Raw genomic sequence first — 14,087 nt, forward strand, 5'->3', positions numbered from 1 at the left:
AGCAGGCGTTTTGCGATCGCGCCTGAATTATCTCCGTTTCGGCATCTCTAATCTATCAACAGGCTGTAGAAATCGTAGAAACTAGTGGTGAGAAATACCCCGCGAGGTAAATTCAGCTGTATAGATTTGTAGGTCGGGGTCGTCGATAGTCTGACGGACAGCGTTTGAGATAGCTTGCGCCTGCTCGGCAGTCTCGATGAGGGCAAATACAGTTGGGCCAGAGCCAGACATCATAGTGCCGATGCCATTGTGCTGCGCGGCGATCGTCTGCACGACTTCTTTGAGCTGCATAACTTTGGGATGAGCTGGCAATACGACTTTTTCTAGGTCGTTAGAGAGATGAGTACCAATAGCGACTGTGTCATGGCTACCGATCGCCTTTACCATTGGGCCAGAGTGAAGGCGCGATCGCCGCTCTTCCAAGCTCGCTAATTCGTTCAAGGGCTTGTAGGTATGGTCAAACTGCTGCCGATACGTTTTGTAGGCCCAGGGCGTAGAGACTGACAGACTCGTATATTTAGCCAGGACGGTGTGTAGCTTCGGCGGATTAGGAATAGAGTCGATTGCCTCGCCGCGTCCGGTGGCGATCGCACAGCCTCCCACCAGACAGAACGGCACATCCGAACCTAGCTCTGCCCCCAGCTCTTGCAACTCTACTCGCGTTAGCCCTAAATCCCACAAAACATCTAAGCCGAATAGTGCCGCCGCCGCATTTGACGAGCCGCCTGCTAGTCCAGCCCCCACCGGAATCTTCTTTTCAATCTTGATTTCTACGCCGCCCCGCTGATTTGTCCGGTTGGGAAATCGCTTTTGCAGTAGAGAGACTGCTTTGTATGCCAGATTCGTTGAGTCGGTCGGCACTAGCGGATGATCGCACTCGATCGAGATGTTAGGTGCCTTAATTGGTCTAAGCGTAATGCGATCGGCGAGGGCTACGCTTTGCATCACCATAACCAGCTCATGAAAACCATCCGGGCGACTACCGATGATTTCTAGATAGAGGTTGATCTTGGCATTGGAAAACAGGGTAAGCATTATTTCATTTCTCCAACAGCATCGCTCAAGGCGACCCATTCACGCACGCCTAGACCTTCGGCCCTAATTTGAGGATTGAGAGAAAGGTCCTCTAAAATAGAGGTCAACGCATCGCGATCAATCATGCTTTGCAGGTTGTTACGTAGCATTTTGCGCTTTTGAGAAAAGCCGAGCTTGACAAGCTGGCTGAGGCGAACTGGATCTTGAGCTGGGGTAGGAAAGGGTCGAGGCCGCAGCCGAATTACGGCGGAGTCGACTTTGGGAGCGGGCTTGAAGGCACTGGGCGGCACTGGGCAAATTTCTTCACACTCAGCGAGGTACTGAGCCCGAATAGTGAGTGCGCCGTTGGCCCTGGTACCGGGCTGAGCGCAAAGGCGATCGCTGATTTCTTTTTGTACCAGCAGAACAATATTGACAAAAGGGTTGGGGTTGGGCGATCGCATCGTGCCCAGCAGCTTTTCTAAGATCGGCGCGGTGATGTAGTACGGAATATTCGCGATTACCTTATTGGGCCGATCTAACTCAAAGTCGATTAGCGCCTGATCAAAATTTAGCTTCAAAAAGTCAGACTCAATCAGCCGAAACTGGCCGGATGCCATCTCGGCAATGAACTGATCGCTGAGCTGCAAACACAGGTCTCGATCGATTTCGACGGCGAGTACTTGAGCTGGGGTATCTAGCAGCCTTCGCGTCAGCACCCCTTGACCCGGACCGATTTCTAAGACGCGATCGCCTTCGACCAACTCACCCGCACTCACAATCTGATTGAGCACCTGGTCGCTACGTAGCCAGTGCTGACCAAATCTTTTGCGCGCCCTTTGGCCACCATTTCTAGGGCCACTTCTAGAGCCAGTCTTTGCAGCCACAGGCTAAATCATTCCTTATTAATGTCAGCGGCAACTTATCTTAGCGTGAGTGTTCGCCACTCAATAGAAAATCACTGTAGGGCTAGGGAGAATAGTCGTGAGAACATGGCTTAGGAGTGCAGGGAAATAGTTCATAAGTAGTCCTTACCAACTTTCCACTGCTCTTTAACTACAATGCTTCTTGCTAAATTGAACGAGCTGCGTATTAACCAACTCGCGCTATTTTAGAGATCAAGAGAGCGCTGTATCAGCAGATACGCACTGCTAGTCCCATAACCGTCAACTTATGGAAGAATCTAATTCGCCAAAGCCTGTTTCTGAGACTTCAGAAGTTGAAAAGGCCACTCTCGAAGACGGCCAAAGACCGGCAACGCCGCTACGCTGCTTTACCGGAGCATTGATGGCAGCGACGCTTTCTCTATTGGCCTATCGGCTAACCCTTTCGATTGCAGCGACCTTTGCGAACAAGCCGATTGTTTCAGAAAATCCAGTGGCTGTGAATATCTCGGCGGCGGTGCGGACGTTGGTGACTGGCATCGCCGCCCTAGGCGCGGGCGTTTTTGGCGTAGCGGCTCTAGGATTAACAGCGCTAGGCATTCAGCTAATTTTCAAACGGGATGCTCAGTCAGATGCCTGACCATCAGGGGCACTTGACTCGCAGGCAGTTGGATCCAGCTCAGCATCTGCTAGAAGTTAAGGTATTCTGACGAAGACTCTATAGATGACCCTTCTATACAAAGCGATCTACAGAAGAACCGTTAAGCAGCAGCGAGCGATTTTCCCATGGCACAGATTTTCATTTCGGCTGGGCACGGTGGTATCGAAAACGGTGTAAAAGATACTGGCGCACGGGTCGCAGGGACAACAGAAGCTCAAGAAATGATCGCGCTGCGAGATTTAGTAGTGCCAGAATTGCGATCGCGAGGCTACAACGTGCTATCGGTACCCGATGATCTTAGCTTGGCTAGAAGTATTGACTGGATTAATGCGCGAAATAAAGCTGGGGCGATCGCAATCGAAATCCACGCCGAATCATTTGCCAACCAGGCAACTAGAGGCGCAACGGTCTATCACATTGCCGGCAATCGCGATCGCCGAGACCAAGCCGAACTCATCCTTCTTTCCCTGCTAAAAGAAGTTCCCGAGCTGCCTAGCCGAGGCGTTTTATCAGACGCCTCCGCCCCGACGGGTCGGCTCGCGTTCTGTCGCCAAACGCTTCCACCCGCGCTAGTGGCCGAGATCGCCTACCTCACCAATCCCCAAGACTTTGCCCTGCTTACCCAGCGGCGACGCAACTTTGCCATTGGCCTAGCAAACGGCCTAGCCGCCTGGAGCAGAGCGGTCACCGGACGCACCCCCACGCCCACCACACCAGAATTTCCGCCGATTAACATTGAAATCAACGGCGGTGAATACGATGAAAAAGGCATCATCGTCAGCGGTAACGCCTACATTCCGATCGATCTAGCCGAGCTGCTGAGCGTCGATTTATCCACAGATGAGATTCGCCGCGTCCGATATCGCGGCGTGGTCTACATCAAAGCCGTCGATCTCAAGCCCTTCAGCGTTGGCATCGGCTGGGACGCTAACACCCGCACCCTCCAGCTCAAACCCGCCTCAGCCCTAAAAATCTGCCCCGGCACCATCGATCTGATCATGAGCCACGGCAGTACGACAGAAGTGACACTATCCAACTTTTTACGCACAGAAAACAAGAGCGCCCTAGAGACGTTTCCTGATATTGCCGAGCTGTATCGCCAAGAAGCCACCACTGAAGGCGTTGACTATGACATTGCTTTTTGCCAAATGTGCGTAGAGACCGACTTCTTGCGTTTTCCGGGGCTGGTGCGCTCTGTGCAAAACAACTTTGCGGGATTGGCCGATGGCTCAGGTAATTTCGCCACATTCCCCAGCGCCCGGATTGGTGTTCGAGCCCACATCCAGCACCTCAAAGCCTATGCCAGCACAGAGCCGCTAGCGCGCCCCCAAGTTGACCCTCGGTTTGACTTTGTTAAACGGGGCAGTGCGCCCTTAGTCGGTCAGCTCAGCAATCTGTGGGAGGCAGATCCTTTATATGGCGATAGAATTATCGCTCGCCTGAACGAGCTTTATCAGCTAGCCGGACTATTGTGAGCAGTAGCCGACTCAAAAACTGCCACCAATCTAGTCTGAGAAGAATAGAATCTCTAAGATGCTTAGGGAATGCTGAAGCATAAGCTCAACGGAATTTGATACGTTGAATCATTCGTCAAAGCGCCACGAATGTCTTTTGCCTACATAATCCTTGCTTAATCATGTCTGCCAACTCTGATTCTTTTGCGAAAAACTGGCTCTTCGGTTTGGTCAACAACCACCCCAAAACTAACGAGCCGATAACCGGTTCTAGCTGGGACAAGCCAGCGCTACGGTGGAGCATGCGCTGGTGGGGTGGGATGCTGCTATGGCTGCTACTGGTGCTACCCGCGCAGGCGGCGGTGGAGCTAAGGGTGGCAATCGGGCAAGAGCGAGACGCTATCACTATCGGCAGTTCTACCGCAGCAATCATCCGCAACGGCAGCGGCGAAGCCCTCTATCAGCTGCCACAGTTGCAGGGTGTCAGCGTCAAGTCTGATGCTTTTGATGTCGATCTTGTCAGCAATGGGACTACCTTGTCTGAGTCGAGTGCGTTCTGGCTAGAGCCTGCTGAAGACGGCTTTGTCTGGATCGGCGACAAATGGTATCGCGGTCGGGTGCAGGTGACGCAAGAAGGCGGCGAGCTACTGGCGATTAACCACGTAGATCTAGAAGACTATCTCTACAGCGTAGTGGGCAGTGAAATGCCCACTAGCTGGCCGCAGGCGGCGTTGCAGTCTCAGGCAGTAGCGGCGAGATCCTACGCTTTGTACAAGCAGTCGCGCTCCAAATATCCGCTCTACGATCTCGATGCCACTACCGCCTACCAGGTCTACAAAGGCATAGAACAAGAGCATCCCAACACCATCACCGCCGTCGATAGCACGGCTAACCAGGTCGTGACCTACAACGGTCAAATCATCGAGGCTATTTTCCACTCTTCTTCTGGCGGCGGCACCGAAAACGCAGCCGACGTCTGGAGCAGCGACGTGCCCTATTTACGAAGTGTCCAAGACTTTGATCAGGGCTCACCCGTCTATAGCTGGAAAGAAACCTTCACCCTGGCCGAATTTAGCACCAAGATCGGCGGCATTGGCCGCGTTCACACCATTGGCACGGCACAGCTCACACCCGGTGGACGAGTCGCCTCGATTACCTTCGCTGGCGCGGATGGCACCAAGACTTTACGCGGTCGCGATGTGCGCTCAGCCCTAAGGCTACGTAGCACCCGCTTTGACATTGATCTGAACGAAGAGACAGAGACCATCACCATCACCGGCTCTGGCTTTGGCCACGGTGTCGGCATGAGCCAGTGGGGCGCACGCAGCCTAGCAGAACAGGGCTGGGACTATGAGAGAATTTTGAACCACTACTATCAGAGCACTGTGGTTGCCCAGTTAGAGAACTAAACCGCTGTTAGCTCACGAGGTTGAACTAAACCAAAACCATCATTAGATACTGCTTTCAGATAGTCATCCACGAGTGAGGCAAAGGCTGTTAGTAGGTCTTCTAATGTCTCGCCCTCTGCTAGTAAGCTCAGCCCTGGGGCATTGACTAGCTGAGCGTAATAGCAGCCATCTTCAGCGATGTAGCTGACCTCAGCGATATAGCCCTCATGCTGAATTTGTTTAACCGTTGCCATTGTCTAGCCCCTCCTCAGGCTCCAAACTACAATCTTCTAGAAATTCTCGGATCTGTTTGAGATAGGGAACTTTCAGCCCTATGTCAGGATGTGGGCGATGCATTCCCCAACGCTCGTTACCTATCTCAAAGAGAACGTTAGCACTGTTCTGTGATTGCTGAGCCCCTAGCGCTTTCATCAACTTTTCGACTTCTGAAAACTTTAGGGCTTAGTTTTAGGTTCCTTCCATATCTTTCTGTAAGTCTTCATCTGGCTTTTGTTCAGCTTTGGAGTAGGCATAGTCAACCATTACGAAGCTACTGCTACCACAACTACGGTCGCGATTTTTTCGTGCTCATCAGCAGACTGAGTAGTAAAGCGCTGCCTAGCATACCAACGCCTAACGCTAGGGCAACCCAAATGCCGACGGGCAAAGGGACGGTCTGCCCACCTAAGAAGATCAGCGGCACGAGCGTAGCATTTTGAACTGAGAGGATGGCGATCGCAACCACCAAAACTGCCGCAATCATCACGACCAAAAGCTTCACCATGACGCCAACCTGCCCTCAAACAAAACTAATGCTGGATCAAACAACCCTATCACTAAGGATAGACGCTCACAGAACTAGGCAGCAGCAGGGGCAGCCTTTAGCGGCGGGATCTCTTCTGTGCTCTCCTCTGGGCGGCTAGGGATGTAGTTAGCCTGGTTTTGAGTGACTTCTAGATAGATGTGGTCTAGACCGATAGCGTGACGCGAGATTGAGTTGATCGGCAGACCAGAAAAGCGCTGGATCAGATCGGGTAGCTCTAGAAGCTCGGGCACCCAAAAGGCTAGATCCCGGCCATAGCGACGAGGGGTAAATCCATAGGACTGGCCGCGCGCGATCGCCCCGATCTCATCCTCGGTATCGATCATCACCACTTCTTTAGCAGGGATTCGCTGGCGCAGATAGTCAAGCGTTCCTTCTGCGAGCAATTTGCCCTGCTTGATGATGCCAATGCGATCACACAGCCGCTCTACCTCATCAAGCAAGTGCGTCGTCAGCAGCACCGTCACCCCCTGCTGCTTTAGCGAGCGAATCAGTTCCCAGACTTCGTATCTAGCCTCAATATCGAGTCCAGTAGAGGGTTCATCGAGCACTACAAGCTTCGGCTGGTGAATGATTGCCGCTGCCAGGCTCAACCGCCGCTGCATTCCACCGCTAAGATCGCCTACCACAGTATCAGCGCGATCTAGTAAGTTCACAGACGCCAGGCATATCCGCACTCGCTGCTTCGTTTCCTGTTTGTCTAGGCCGTAAATACGAGCGATAAAATCCAAATTCTCGGCGCAGGTCAGACTTTGATACAGCAGATTTTGCTGAGGCATTACGCCTACCGCTCGCTTAGTCGCTTGGCCCACTGGCTGGCCCTGCACCAGAATCTCGCCACTATCTGGCTGCAGTAGACCGCACAGCAGGTTTAGCGCCGTTGTTTTACCCGCCCCGTTTGGACCTAGCAATCCATACACTTCTCCGGGCTGCAAGCTCAGTGAGAGTTCGTTCAGCACAGGCCGCTCACCGAACCGCTTTGAAAGACGAGTAATCTTTAGCATTAATTATTGACGTTTTTATCTTTCACATAATGCCCCACGATGGACCAAGTTTGACTGATGCTAGGCCAATTCACTTCACAGGCCGCTAGTTCTCCAGTAAAAGCGATTAAGCGCGCTAAACTGCACTAAAATTCAACGCCTGCTTGCGCCTTTATGCCTTGCGCTTTAAAGGGATGCTTCACTAGCGTCATCTCTGTGACTAGATCGGCGCGTTCGATCACCTCAGCCGGTGCGCCTCTGCCGGTCAAGATGATGTGAGTCATCTCCGGCTTTTCATCTAGGCCAGCTAGGACTTGATCAGCAGACAGATAGCCTAGCTTCAGAGCGATGTTGACTTCATCGAGCAGTACGGTGCGGTAGCTTGAGTCGCGAATGTAGGTCAGCGCTTTTTCCCAGGCGGCTTGAGCGGTTTGGATATCGCGATCGCGATCTTGAGTCTCCCAGGTAAAGCCTTCGCCCATCGCATGAAAGGCTAGCTGGTCGGGCCAGTGACTGAGCGCAGCTTTTTCGGCGGGCTCCCAGCCGCCTTTGATAAATTGCACAATCGCCACTTTGAAACCGTGACCAAGCGATCGCAGCACAATGCCGAGCGCCGCTGTCGTTTTACCTTTGCCATTGCCCGTATTGACGATAATCAATCCTTTCTCGACATTGCGACTAGCCAATCGTTCTTCCTGAACCGCTTTACGCCGCTCCATCTTGCGCTTGTACTGTGCTTCACTCAGTCCTGTCTGCGTAGCTTCTTCATCTAACTGGATGGCCGTTTCGTCAAGCTGGGTCTGATCAGAAGCATCTAGGCTAGCCATAAAGGAAAGAAGCGCAAGGGCATAAGTTATGTCTAATTCTATTAGGAAACGCCTAGCGATACAGAGCTGGCTACGAGGCAAAATGCGATAATAGTGTTTTCATCCACTATCACCAGCATGACCCTTAAGCGAATCGTTCTTTCTGTTTTGACACTGCTCGTGGCCTGGGTGATGGGTAATTCACTGATCAGTAGTCTAGGCGAGCCGCAGGTCGGCAATCAGCTTCAGCTATATCAAACTGACCTATTAGTTCAAGCCAGCGAGTGGAACGGTAGCGGCCTACCCGAGGCTGAGGTCCAACAGTTCCGCCAGGCTGTCTTTGGAGAAGACGCCCTAGAATCGGCGACCGAACAATACAAGGAGGTTCGCAAAGACGCGGTTACCAGCCTCGCTCGTTTACAGCAGCAGCTCCAGAGTTCACCTGAGCCAGATATTGAGCGCGCTCAAAAGTTAATGACCACCGCCCGGTCGCAACAGGATCTTATCGACCAAATCGATCTGCGACTAGGGATGATCGAAGCGAAAACGGGGAACGCGGCAGAGGCAACTGATACCTGGCAGCAGCTAGCCCAAAAAGAGAGTAAAAGCAGCACCAACAAAGTTTTGACAGCGCCAGCACTCACCGCTGCGACACTGGCCGATCTTTGGCAAGATCCGCCCGTCATTCGCTCAGAAGCCCCAGATGTTATCGCCGCGAATCTCAGAGGCTGGTATCGAGAATCAGCGCTCACCCGGCTGTATAGGTTGGAAGAGCGAGACGAGCTGCTGGCCCAGGTTGAAACAACGCAGACCCAGACAGCAGAAAGCACGCTGATTAGACTTAGCCTGATTGGTCTGCTGCCTTCTCTAGGCGGTCTGCTGGGCGCTGGACTATTGATTGCACTGATCGGCCAGCGGCTGCTCAGAGGAAAAGCGTCCATTTTGGCGATCGCGCAGACGCCTTGGGAAGTGCCCTGGGATTGGGAAGTAGTTTGGCTAGTGATTGTCGGCGGCTTTTTGTTTATCGGCCAGCTAGCACTACCCCTGGTCTTACAAATAGGTTTACTGCTCAGCCAAGGGGGCGGCTTGCAAACGGCTAGCCTACCTCATCTACCTCATTCGGGACTGGCCGCTGCTATCACCGTTTTGGGGCTCACCAGCCGAGGGAAAGCGCTGTATTCTTTAGTGTTCTATCTATTGATGGCAGCGAGCACATTAGGCGTGCTGTACTGGGCTATCAAGCAGTATCTGCCGCTCTCTAAAGAGTGGTTTCGGTTTGATCTGGCCAGTCGCTGGCCGCTGTGGGGCGGGGGCGGTTACCTTGTAGCGCTGCCTTTGATGCTAGCCGTCTCGACATTGAACCAGCAAATCTGGCAGGGCCAAGGGGGGAATAATCCGATCCTACAGCTGGTGCTAGAAGAGCGCGATCCGATTGCGCTCGGGATGTTTTTGTTTACGGCTGCGATCGCCGCTCCCGTTTTTGAAGAGATTCTGTTTCGAGGCTTTCTTCTCCCCTCGCTCACCCGCTACATGTCAACCTGGGCAGCGATCGGGCTGAGCAGCCTGATCTTTGCAACGGCGCATCTCAGCTTTTCAGAAGTCTTACCGCTCACCGTACTGGGCGCTATCTTGGGCTTCGTATACGCCAGATCGCGAAATCTGATGTCTTCGATTCTGCTACACAGCACCTGGAACAGTATCACCATGATTGGCCTGTTCTTGTTGGGTAGCGGCAGTTAGTGCGCTGGCATCCAGCTTCTCTTTAGGCAATTGCTCAAAAGAGAAGCCACCAGTATTCCTATACTCTAGTCGCTTGCTCTAAAGCCATCTGCTCTAATCGTCAGTCGTCTGCGGCGGCCAGCTTTCGTCTGCCGTTTCGTCTTCGACCTCATCATCAGTCATGTCGTCGGTTAAATCTTCAGATGAGCTGTCGCTCACTTTCATCGTTTGGGGTGTGCTTGTCTGAGGCGCTGATGTCTGGGTGGTTGATGTCTGGGTGGTTGATGTCTGAGGCGCTGCTTGGGACCTATCTTCAGAAGTCGCGGGTGAGATAGTCGCGGGTGAAGAGCTTGGAGCAGATGAATGGCTTGCCGCCGTTTCTTCGGCAGGTGAAGAAGTAGCAGCGGGCGCTACTGATTTCTGTGTAGGTATTGGCAAAGGCTCTGCTTCTAGGCCCAGCTCTTCTCTGGCTCTGTTAAGGAGCTTGATGATAGCGGTGCGACTAGTATCGAGCATATCTTTGCCCGTCTCACTCACTGGCTTCGATGCTTGAGTCGTCGTATCGTCACTCGTTTGTCGATCGAGCCAAAGCCTGATGTTATTGCCTGCTTTTACAGAGGCGTCGCTAAACCAGGCACCAAAGACAAAGACAGAGCAGATAATTAGCCAGAGCAACTGGGCTGTATTGGTCAGAATTTTGCCTGTCAGGTTTAGGGCCGCTTGATAGGTCTCGGCAGTCTCCTCTTCAAAAAGGAGCGCCCACAAATCTGATGCCTGTTCTTGAATACGATCCATGGCTTTAGTTAAGAGTTGAGTTTTAACGGGTGAAATCTTCTATAGCACGGCGATCGCCTGTAGGACTAGGCGAAATAAAACCAGCCGCTAAAGCAAGACTAGCCTCGAAGCATTAAGACTATCTTCCCCAGACCTTATTTAGTACTGTCTCAGGTGAGATATCCGCAATTTTACTAGTCTCTGAAGCAATGCCCAAAAAGCGGGTTTCTTCGCCTTTGGTAGGCGGCAGCATCTCTTCTGGGCTATTTTTACCAAACAGCGCCAGCGTAAAAACCTTGAGCGCGGCTGATAGCTGCATGACGTAGCTGTCGGGGGTTAGCAATAAATCTGCGCCTGCGATCACAGCAGCGGCTTGACCAATGTTTTCGGTGTTGGCTACCACTAGCTTGTCATCACCGACTCTTAGTGCGTTGATTTGGGGGATGCTGCCCTCTGTTTGCAGGAGCACGATCGGCATCTGCGGCTGCTTTTCCCTGAAATCTGCAATCACCGTCTGCCAGCTAGGCACAGAAAAGCGAGCGCCAACATCAGCGCTGCCAGTATCCGGGCCAGGATACATCAAGACATAGCCGCTCGCGAGCCCCTGGCGATCGCGCATCTTCTTTGCCCAGTTTAAATCGCCTTCTGGCACATTGACTGACAGGGCTGGAGCCGGACCCTCAATGCCGATAGCTAAGAGCAGATCGTGATAGCGATCGGCCTGATACTGGGTAGACGATTGAGAGCTATCGGGCAGAACCCGCGTGTAGAAATAGGGCGCACTGGTTCCTTCAAAAGTTACCCTAGTCGGAACGCCGCTCAGCCAAAGCAGTAGCCCCATCGACCAGCTTAAGTCGGTCGTCAGCACCACCTCATATTCTCTATCGCGTACATTACCTAGCAGATTGGCCCAGTCAGAGGGGCTATTAGCAGCCGAGAAGGTGAACGGAATGACAGTATCGACGATCTTCGAGACCCGGTAGGCAGAAGATGCCTTGGGCTCAGCAACAACACTAATCTCAGCATTTGGATAGACCCGCTTGATATCTTCTAAAGCCGGAAAAAACAAAAGCTGATCGCTGATGCCACCAGGGACTATGGCCAGTATACGCATGCGGTTAATATTCGTATTTTTATCCGCCCATCATTCTAAGGGACGCTGGTGAGCTTAGCGAGATTCTACGGAAATAAAACCAAAACAGCCCCAAAAAGGTGTTCTATGTAACCAGAGCAGTCAAGCACTTATCGAGAGTCTATGCACTTACTTATCCCAGCGGCTGGAGTAGGCCGTCGTATGGGGAGCGATCACAACAAACTTCTTATTCCCTTACTAGCGCGTCCCATCTTGGCCTGGACTTTGAGCGCCGCTGAGTCAGCCAGCCACCTGAGCTGGATTGGGATTATCTGCCAGCCCATAGACCGCCTAAATATTGAGGCGATAGTAGCGCAGTGCAATATCCAAAAGCCCGTCCAGTTCATCCAAGGCGGCGACACCCGACAGGCTTCTGTATTCAATGGACTACAGGCACTGCCCAAGGAGGCTACGCATGTCTTGATCCACGACGGAGCCCGCTGTCTGGCGACGCCAGCCTTGTTCGATCGGTGCGCTCAAGCGGCGCTAGCGTCCAAAGGATTTATTGCGGCGGTTCCGGTCAAGGACACCATCAAGCAGGTCGATGCCCAGAACCTGATTACAGATACACCCGATCGCTCTCGGCTCTGGGCCGCGCAAACGCCCCAAGGATTTGAAGTCGCGCTGCTAAAGCAGTGCCATGCTAGAGGCCGCAGCGAGGGCTGGCAGGTCACCGACGACGCAGCGCTATTAGAAAAATGTGGGGTTCTGGTGAGTGTTGTCAAAGGAGAGGAAACCAACTTGAAGGTGACCACACCTGTCGATTTGGCGATCGCTCAGTTCATCCTTCAGCAGCGAAAAACCGCTGAACAAGGAGACGCTACCGCCTCAAAGCCCTGACCTAAAAGGTCGTGAACCACAAAATAAATAAAACCCTACGACTGCACCGAGCAAGACGTAGGGTGCAAGCCATAGGGCCGTTTAATAAATTCGGTTCAAGCCAAGCTAGGGAAAGAATTGACCGAAGGAGCGCTTTAGAGATCGCCGCCTCGAAGCGCTAACAAAAACACAATTGCAGGCCCAGCGATAACGACCAGTGCCAGCATCGTCAGCTGAGCAATCAGAACAAAATCAATACTATTTAAAAAAGAAAGAGCGCTAGTCAACAGAGCTATTTATCCTCCAAACTGTTTAAACCGAACCACGACAAGCAATTTTACTCCACAGCATTGTACCTGTTTGCGGCGGCCTACATTAAGCTTTGTTTACAAAATTCTAAGGTTCGTCGTTTGCTGGTCTGTCGCGAGTTTCACTAGGTTTAGTACAGCAAAGAATTCGGTATTAGAAGTCGTATGGCAACTTGGCAATGTGTGAAAAACTGTGGGGCCTGCTGTGAGCTTAGCCCAGCAGACAGGCCGGATCTAGCTGACTACCTAACGCCAACTCAACTGAGCTTGTACATGAGTATGGTCGGAGAAGACGGCTGGTGCATCCATTACAACAAAGACCAGCGGCGCTGTACGATCTATGAAGAGCGACCTAGCTTTTGCAGAGTGCAAGCAGATACGTTTAGGCAACTGTACAGCATTGAACCCAACGAACTTAATGACTTTGCCATTGAATGCTGTGAGCAGCAGATTGACAGCATATACGGCAATATGAGTCCAGAAATGGATCGTTTCTACCAGGCGATCGGCGTGGACACACAGGTGATCAAGCTCGAAAGTAGAGCAGATGTCAGCGACGAATGATTGCGCTAGCCGCAGGTCATCACAGATAATGAAAAAAATATGAAGTTAAGTAGATTGTGACCTCTAAGCCCACGACTTCCAACCCCGGCGAGCAGCTAGAACCTGACTTATTAGAATTCGGTGATTCGACCGGAAAATTGCCAACGACTGATCCGGTTGGCGATCGCAGTACAGCTAACGGGTTCTGGAGCGTCTTCTTCTCCACATTCCTCACCATATTTCTAGCTGAGCTAGGCGACAAGACGCAGGTGACGACAATGCTGATGAGCGCTGAATCGCAGTCGCCTTTTGTCGTGTTTGCTGGGGCGGGGCTAGCGCTCGTTGCCACGAGTCTCATAGGCGTTTTGCTAGGTCAGTGGCTGTCCAAGCGTGTTTCTGCAGAGTCGCTAGACACGTGGGCGGGCATCTTGCTGCTGTTGATTACTATCGGGTTAGTGGGCGATATCATCGGCGCTTAAGTGAGTCTTAGGTGTCAGCGTCAGGCGGGTAAGCCTCCAGGCAGTAAGTCCTCAAAGGCGGGTCAAGCGGATCTTGCGAACGACCAGGCGCGAACTATTAAGTGCGAACTATCAGTTAACTGGACAGTGCGAAGTTTTTCTCTAAGTAGAATCTTTTCAGGAATCGGCAAAGCGATCGCGTAGAGTGCCGAACATTCCAGTACCGAAAAGGCAAGGAATGTTCGAGACTGGTTGAATTACCACACTCAACCAAATCAATTATGGAACTCTACACTCGCATTGAGCAAGTGCTCATGAGGC

General features: G+C 52.3%; 17 protein-coding genes. 7 read left to right on the top strand and 10 right to left on the bottom strand.

Annotated features, from left to right (window positions below; all coding sequences use genetic code 11):
* Window positions 1-81: 81 nt before the first annotated feature.
* Window positions 82-1,035 (bottom strand): 4-(cytidine 5'-diphospho)-2-C-methyl-D-erythritol kinase, encoded by a 954-nt coding sequence (gene ispE, locus IQ256_RS20340; RefSeq protein WP_193857390.1) that lies wholly within the window; start codon window positions 1,033-1,035, stop codon window positions 82-84.
* Window positions 1,035-1,901, bottom strand: coding sequence for a 16S rRNA (adenine(1518)-N(6)/adenine(1519)-N(6))-dimethyltransferase RsmA (gene rsmA / locus IQ256_RS20345; protein WP_193857391.1), 867 nt, complete (start codon window positions 1,899-1,901; stop codon window positions 1,035-1,037). The genes ispE and rsmA overlap by 1 nt, the downstream gene beginning before the upstream one ends.
* Window positions 1,902-2,187: 286 nt before the next feature.
* On the opposite strand from rsmA, the gene IQ256_RS20350 reads away from it, so the two are divergent.
* The 3 genes from IQ256_RS20350 (at window position 2,188) to IQ256_RS20360 (ending at window position 5,422) form a co-directional block, all read left to right on the top strand.
* Complete coding sequence (locus IQ256_RS20350) at window positions 2,188-2,538, top strand: DUF3082 domain-containing protein (RefSeq protein WP_193857392.1); 351 nt, start codon at window positions 2,188-2,190, stop codon at window positions 2,536-2,538.
* Window positions 2,539-2,684: 146 nt separating this feature from the next.
* Complete coding sequence (locus tag IQ256_RS20355; RefSeq protein WP_193857393.1) at window positions 2,685-4,034, top strand: N-acetylmuramoyl-L-alanine amidase; 1,350 nt, start codon at window positions 2,685-2,687, stop codon at window positions 4,032-4,034.
* Window positions 4,035-4,195: 161 nt separating this feature from the next.
* Window positions 4,196-5,422, top strand: coding sequence for a SpoIID/LytB domain-containing protein (locus IQ256_RS20360; RefSeq protein ID WP_193857394.1), 1,227 nt, complete (start codon window positions 4,196-4,198; stop codon window positions 5,420-5,422).
* Here the strand turns inward: IQ256_RS20360 and IQ256_RS20365 are convergent.
* From IQ256_RS20365 to cobO, 5 genes are all read right to left on the bottom strand, one after another.
* The gene (locus IQ256_RS20365; RefSeq protein WP_193857395.1) at window positions 5,419-5,655 is read right to left on the bottom strand and encodes a hypothetical protein; all 237 of its coding nucleotides are present in this window, start codon (window positions 5,653-5,655) and stop codon (window positions 5,419-5,421) included. The two genes, IQ256_RS20360 and IQ256_RS20365, sit on opposite strands and share 4 nt — an antisense overlap.
* The gene (locus IQ256_RS20370; RefSeq protein ID WP_193857396.1) at window positions 5,642-5,833 is read right to left on the bottom strand and encodes a hypothetical protein; all 192 of its coding nucleotides are present in this window, start codon (window positions 5,831-5,833) and stop codon (window positions 5,642-5,644) included. Before IQ256_RS20370 ends, IQ256_RS20365 begins: the two co-directional genes overlap by 14 nt.
* A 133-nt stretch (window positions 5,834-5,966) precedes the next feature.
* Window positions 5,967-6,185: a lipopolysaccharide assembly protein LapA domain-containing protein gene (locus IQ256_RS20375; protein ID WP_193857397.1), complete on the bottom strand. Its 219-nt coding sequence runs from the start codon at window positions 6,183-6,185 to the stop codon at window positions 5,967-5,969.
* 74 nt (window positions 6,186-6,259) lie between these two features.
* Window positions 6,260-7,228 (bottom strand): ABC transporter ATP-binding protein, encoded by a 969-nt coding sequence (locus tag IQ256_RS20380; protein WP_193857398.1) that lies wholly within the window; start codon window positions 7,226-7,228, stop codon window positions 6,260-6,262.
* Window positions 7,229-7,353: 125 nt separating this feature from the next.
* Window positions 7,354-8,034, bottom strand: a complete 681-nt coding sequence (cobO, locus tag IQ256_RS20385) for a cob(I)yrinic acid a,c-diamide adenosyltransferase (RefSeq protein ID WP_193857399.1) — start codon at window positions 8,032-8,034, stop codon at window positions 7,354-7,356.
* Between the two features lie 117 nt (window positions 8,035-8,151).
* On the opposite strand from cobO, the gene IQ256_RS20390 reads away from it, so the two are divergent.
* Window positions 8,152-9,753, top strand: coding sequence for a CPBP family intramembrane glutamic endopeptidase (locus IQ256_RS20390; protein WP_193857400.1), 1,602 nt, complete (start codon window positions 8,152-8,154; stop codon window positions 9,751-9,753).
* A 93-nt stretch (window positions 9,754-9,846) separates the two neighbouring features.
* Here the strand turns inward: IQ256_RS20390 and IQ256_RS20395 are convergent, their stop codons facing one another.
* Entirely contained in the window at window positions 9,847-10,527 is a 681-nt protein-coding gene (locus tag IQ256_RS20395; RefSeq protein ID WP_193857401.1) for a hypothetical protein, read from the bottom strand.
* Window positions 10,528-10,645: 118 nt separating this feature from the next.
* On the bottom strand, window positions 10,646-11,620 hold the full coding sequence (locus tag IQ256_RS20400) for a glycosyltransferase family 9 protein (RefSeq protein ID WP_193857402.1): 975 nt from the start codon (window positions 11,618-11,620) through the stop codon (window positions 10,646-10,648).
* Between the two features lie 141 nt (window positions 11,621-11,761).
* On the opposite strand from IQ256_RS20400, the gene ispD reads away from it, so the two are divergent.
* On the top strand, window positions 11,762-12,478 hold the full coding sequence (ispD, locus tag IQ256_RS20405) for a 2-C-methyl-D-erythritol 4-phosphate cytidylyltransferase (protein ID WP_193857403.1): 717 nt from the start codon (window positions 11,762-11,764) through the stop codon (window positions 12,476-12,478).
* Between the two features lie 134 nt (window positions 12,479-12,612).
* Here ispD and psb30 read toward each other — a convergent pair whose 3' ends face one another.
* Complete coding sequence (gene psb30, locus IQ256_RS20410; protein WP_193857404.1) at window positions 12,613-12,744, bottom strand: photosystem II reaction center protein Ycf12/Psb30; 132 nt, start codon at window positions 12,742-12,744, stop codon at window positions 12,613-12,615.
* A gap of 186 nt (window positions 12,745-12,930) precedes the next feature.
* On the opposite strand from psb30, the gene IQ256_RS20415 reads away from it, so the two are divergent.
* Window positions 12,931-13,329: a YkgJ family cysteine cluster protein gene (locus IQ256_RS20415; protein WP_193857405.1), complete on the top strand. Its 399-nt coding sequence runs from the start codon at window positions 12,931-12,933 to the stop codon at window positions 13,327-13,329.
* 56 nt (window positions 13,330-13,385) lie between these two features.
* The gene (locus IQ256_RS20420; RefSeq protein ID WP_370623506.1) at window positions 13,386-13,787 is read left to right on the top strand and encodes a TMEM165/GDT1 family protein; all 402 of its coding nucleotides are present in this window, start codon (window positions 13,386-13,388) and stop codon (window positions 13,785-13,787) included.
* The last annotated feature ends 300 nt before the right edge of the window (window positions 13,788-14,087 follow it).

It is taken from the genome of cf. Phormidesmis sp. LEGE 11477 (assembly GCF_015207105.1).
Taxonomy (GTDB): domain Bacteria; phylum Cyanobacteriota; class Cyanobacteriia; order Phormidesmidales; family Phormidesmidaceae; genus Phormidesmis.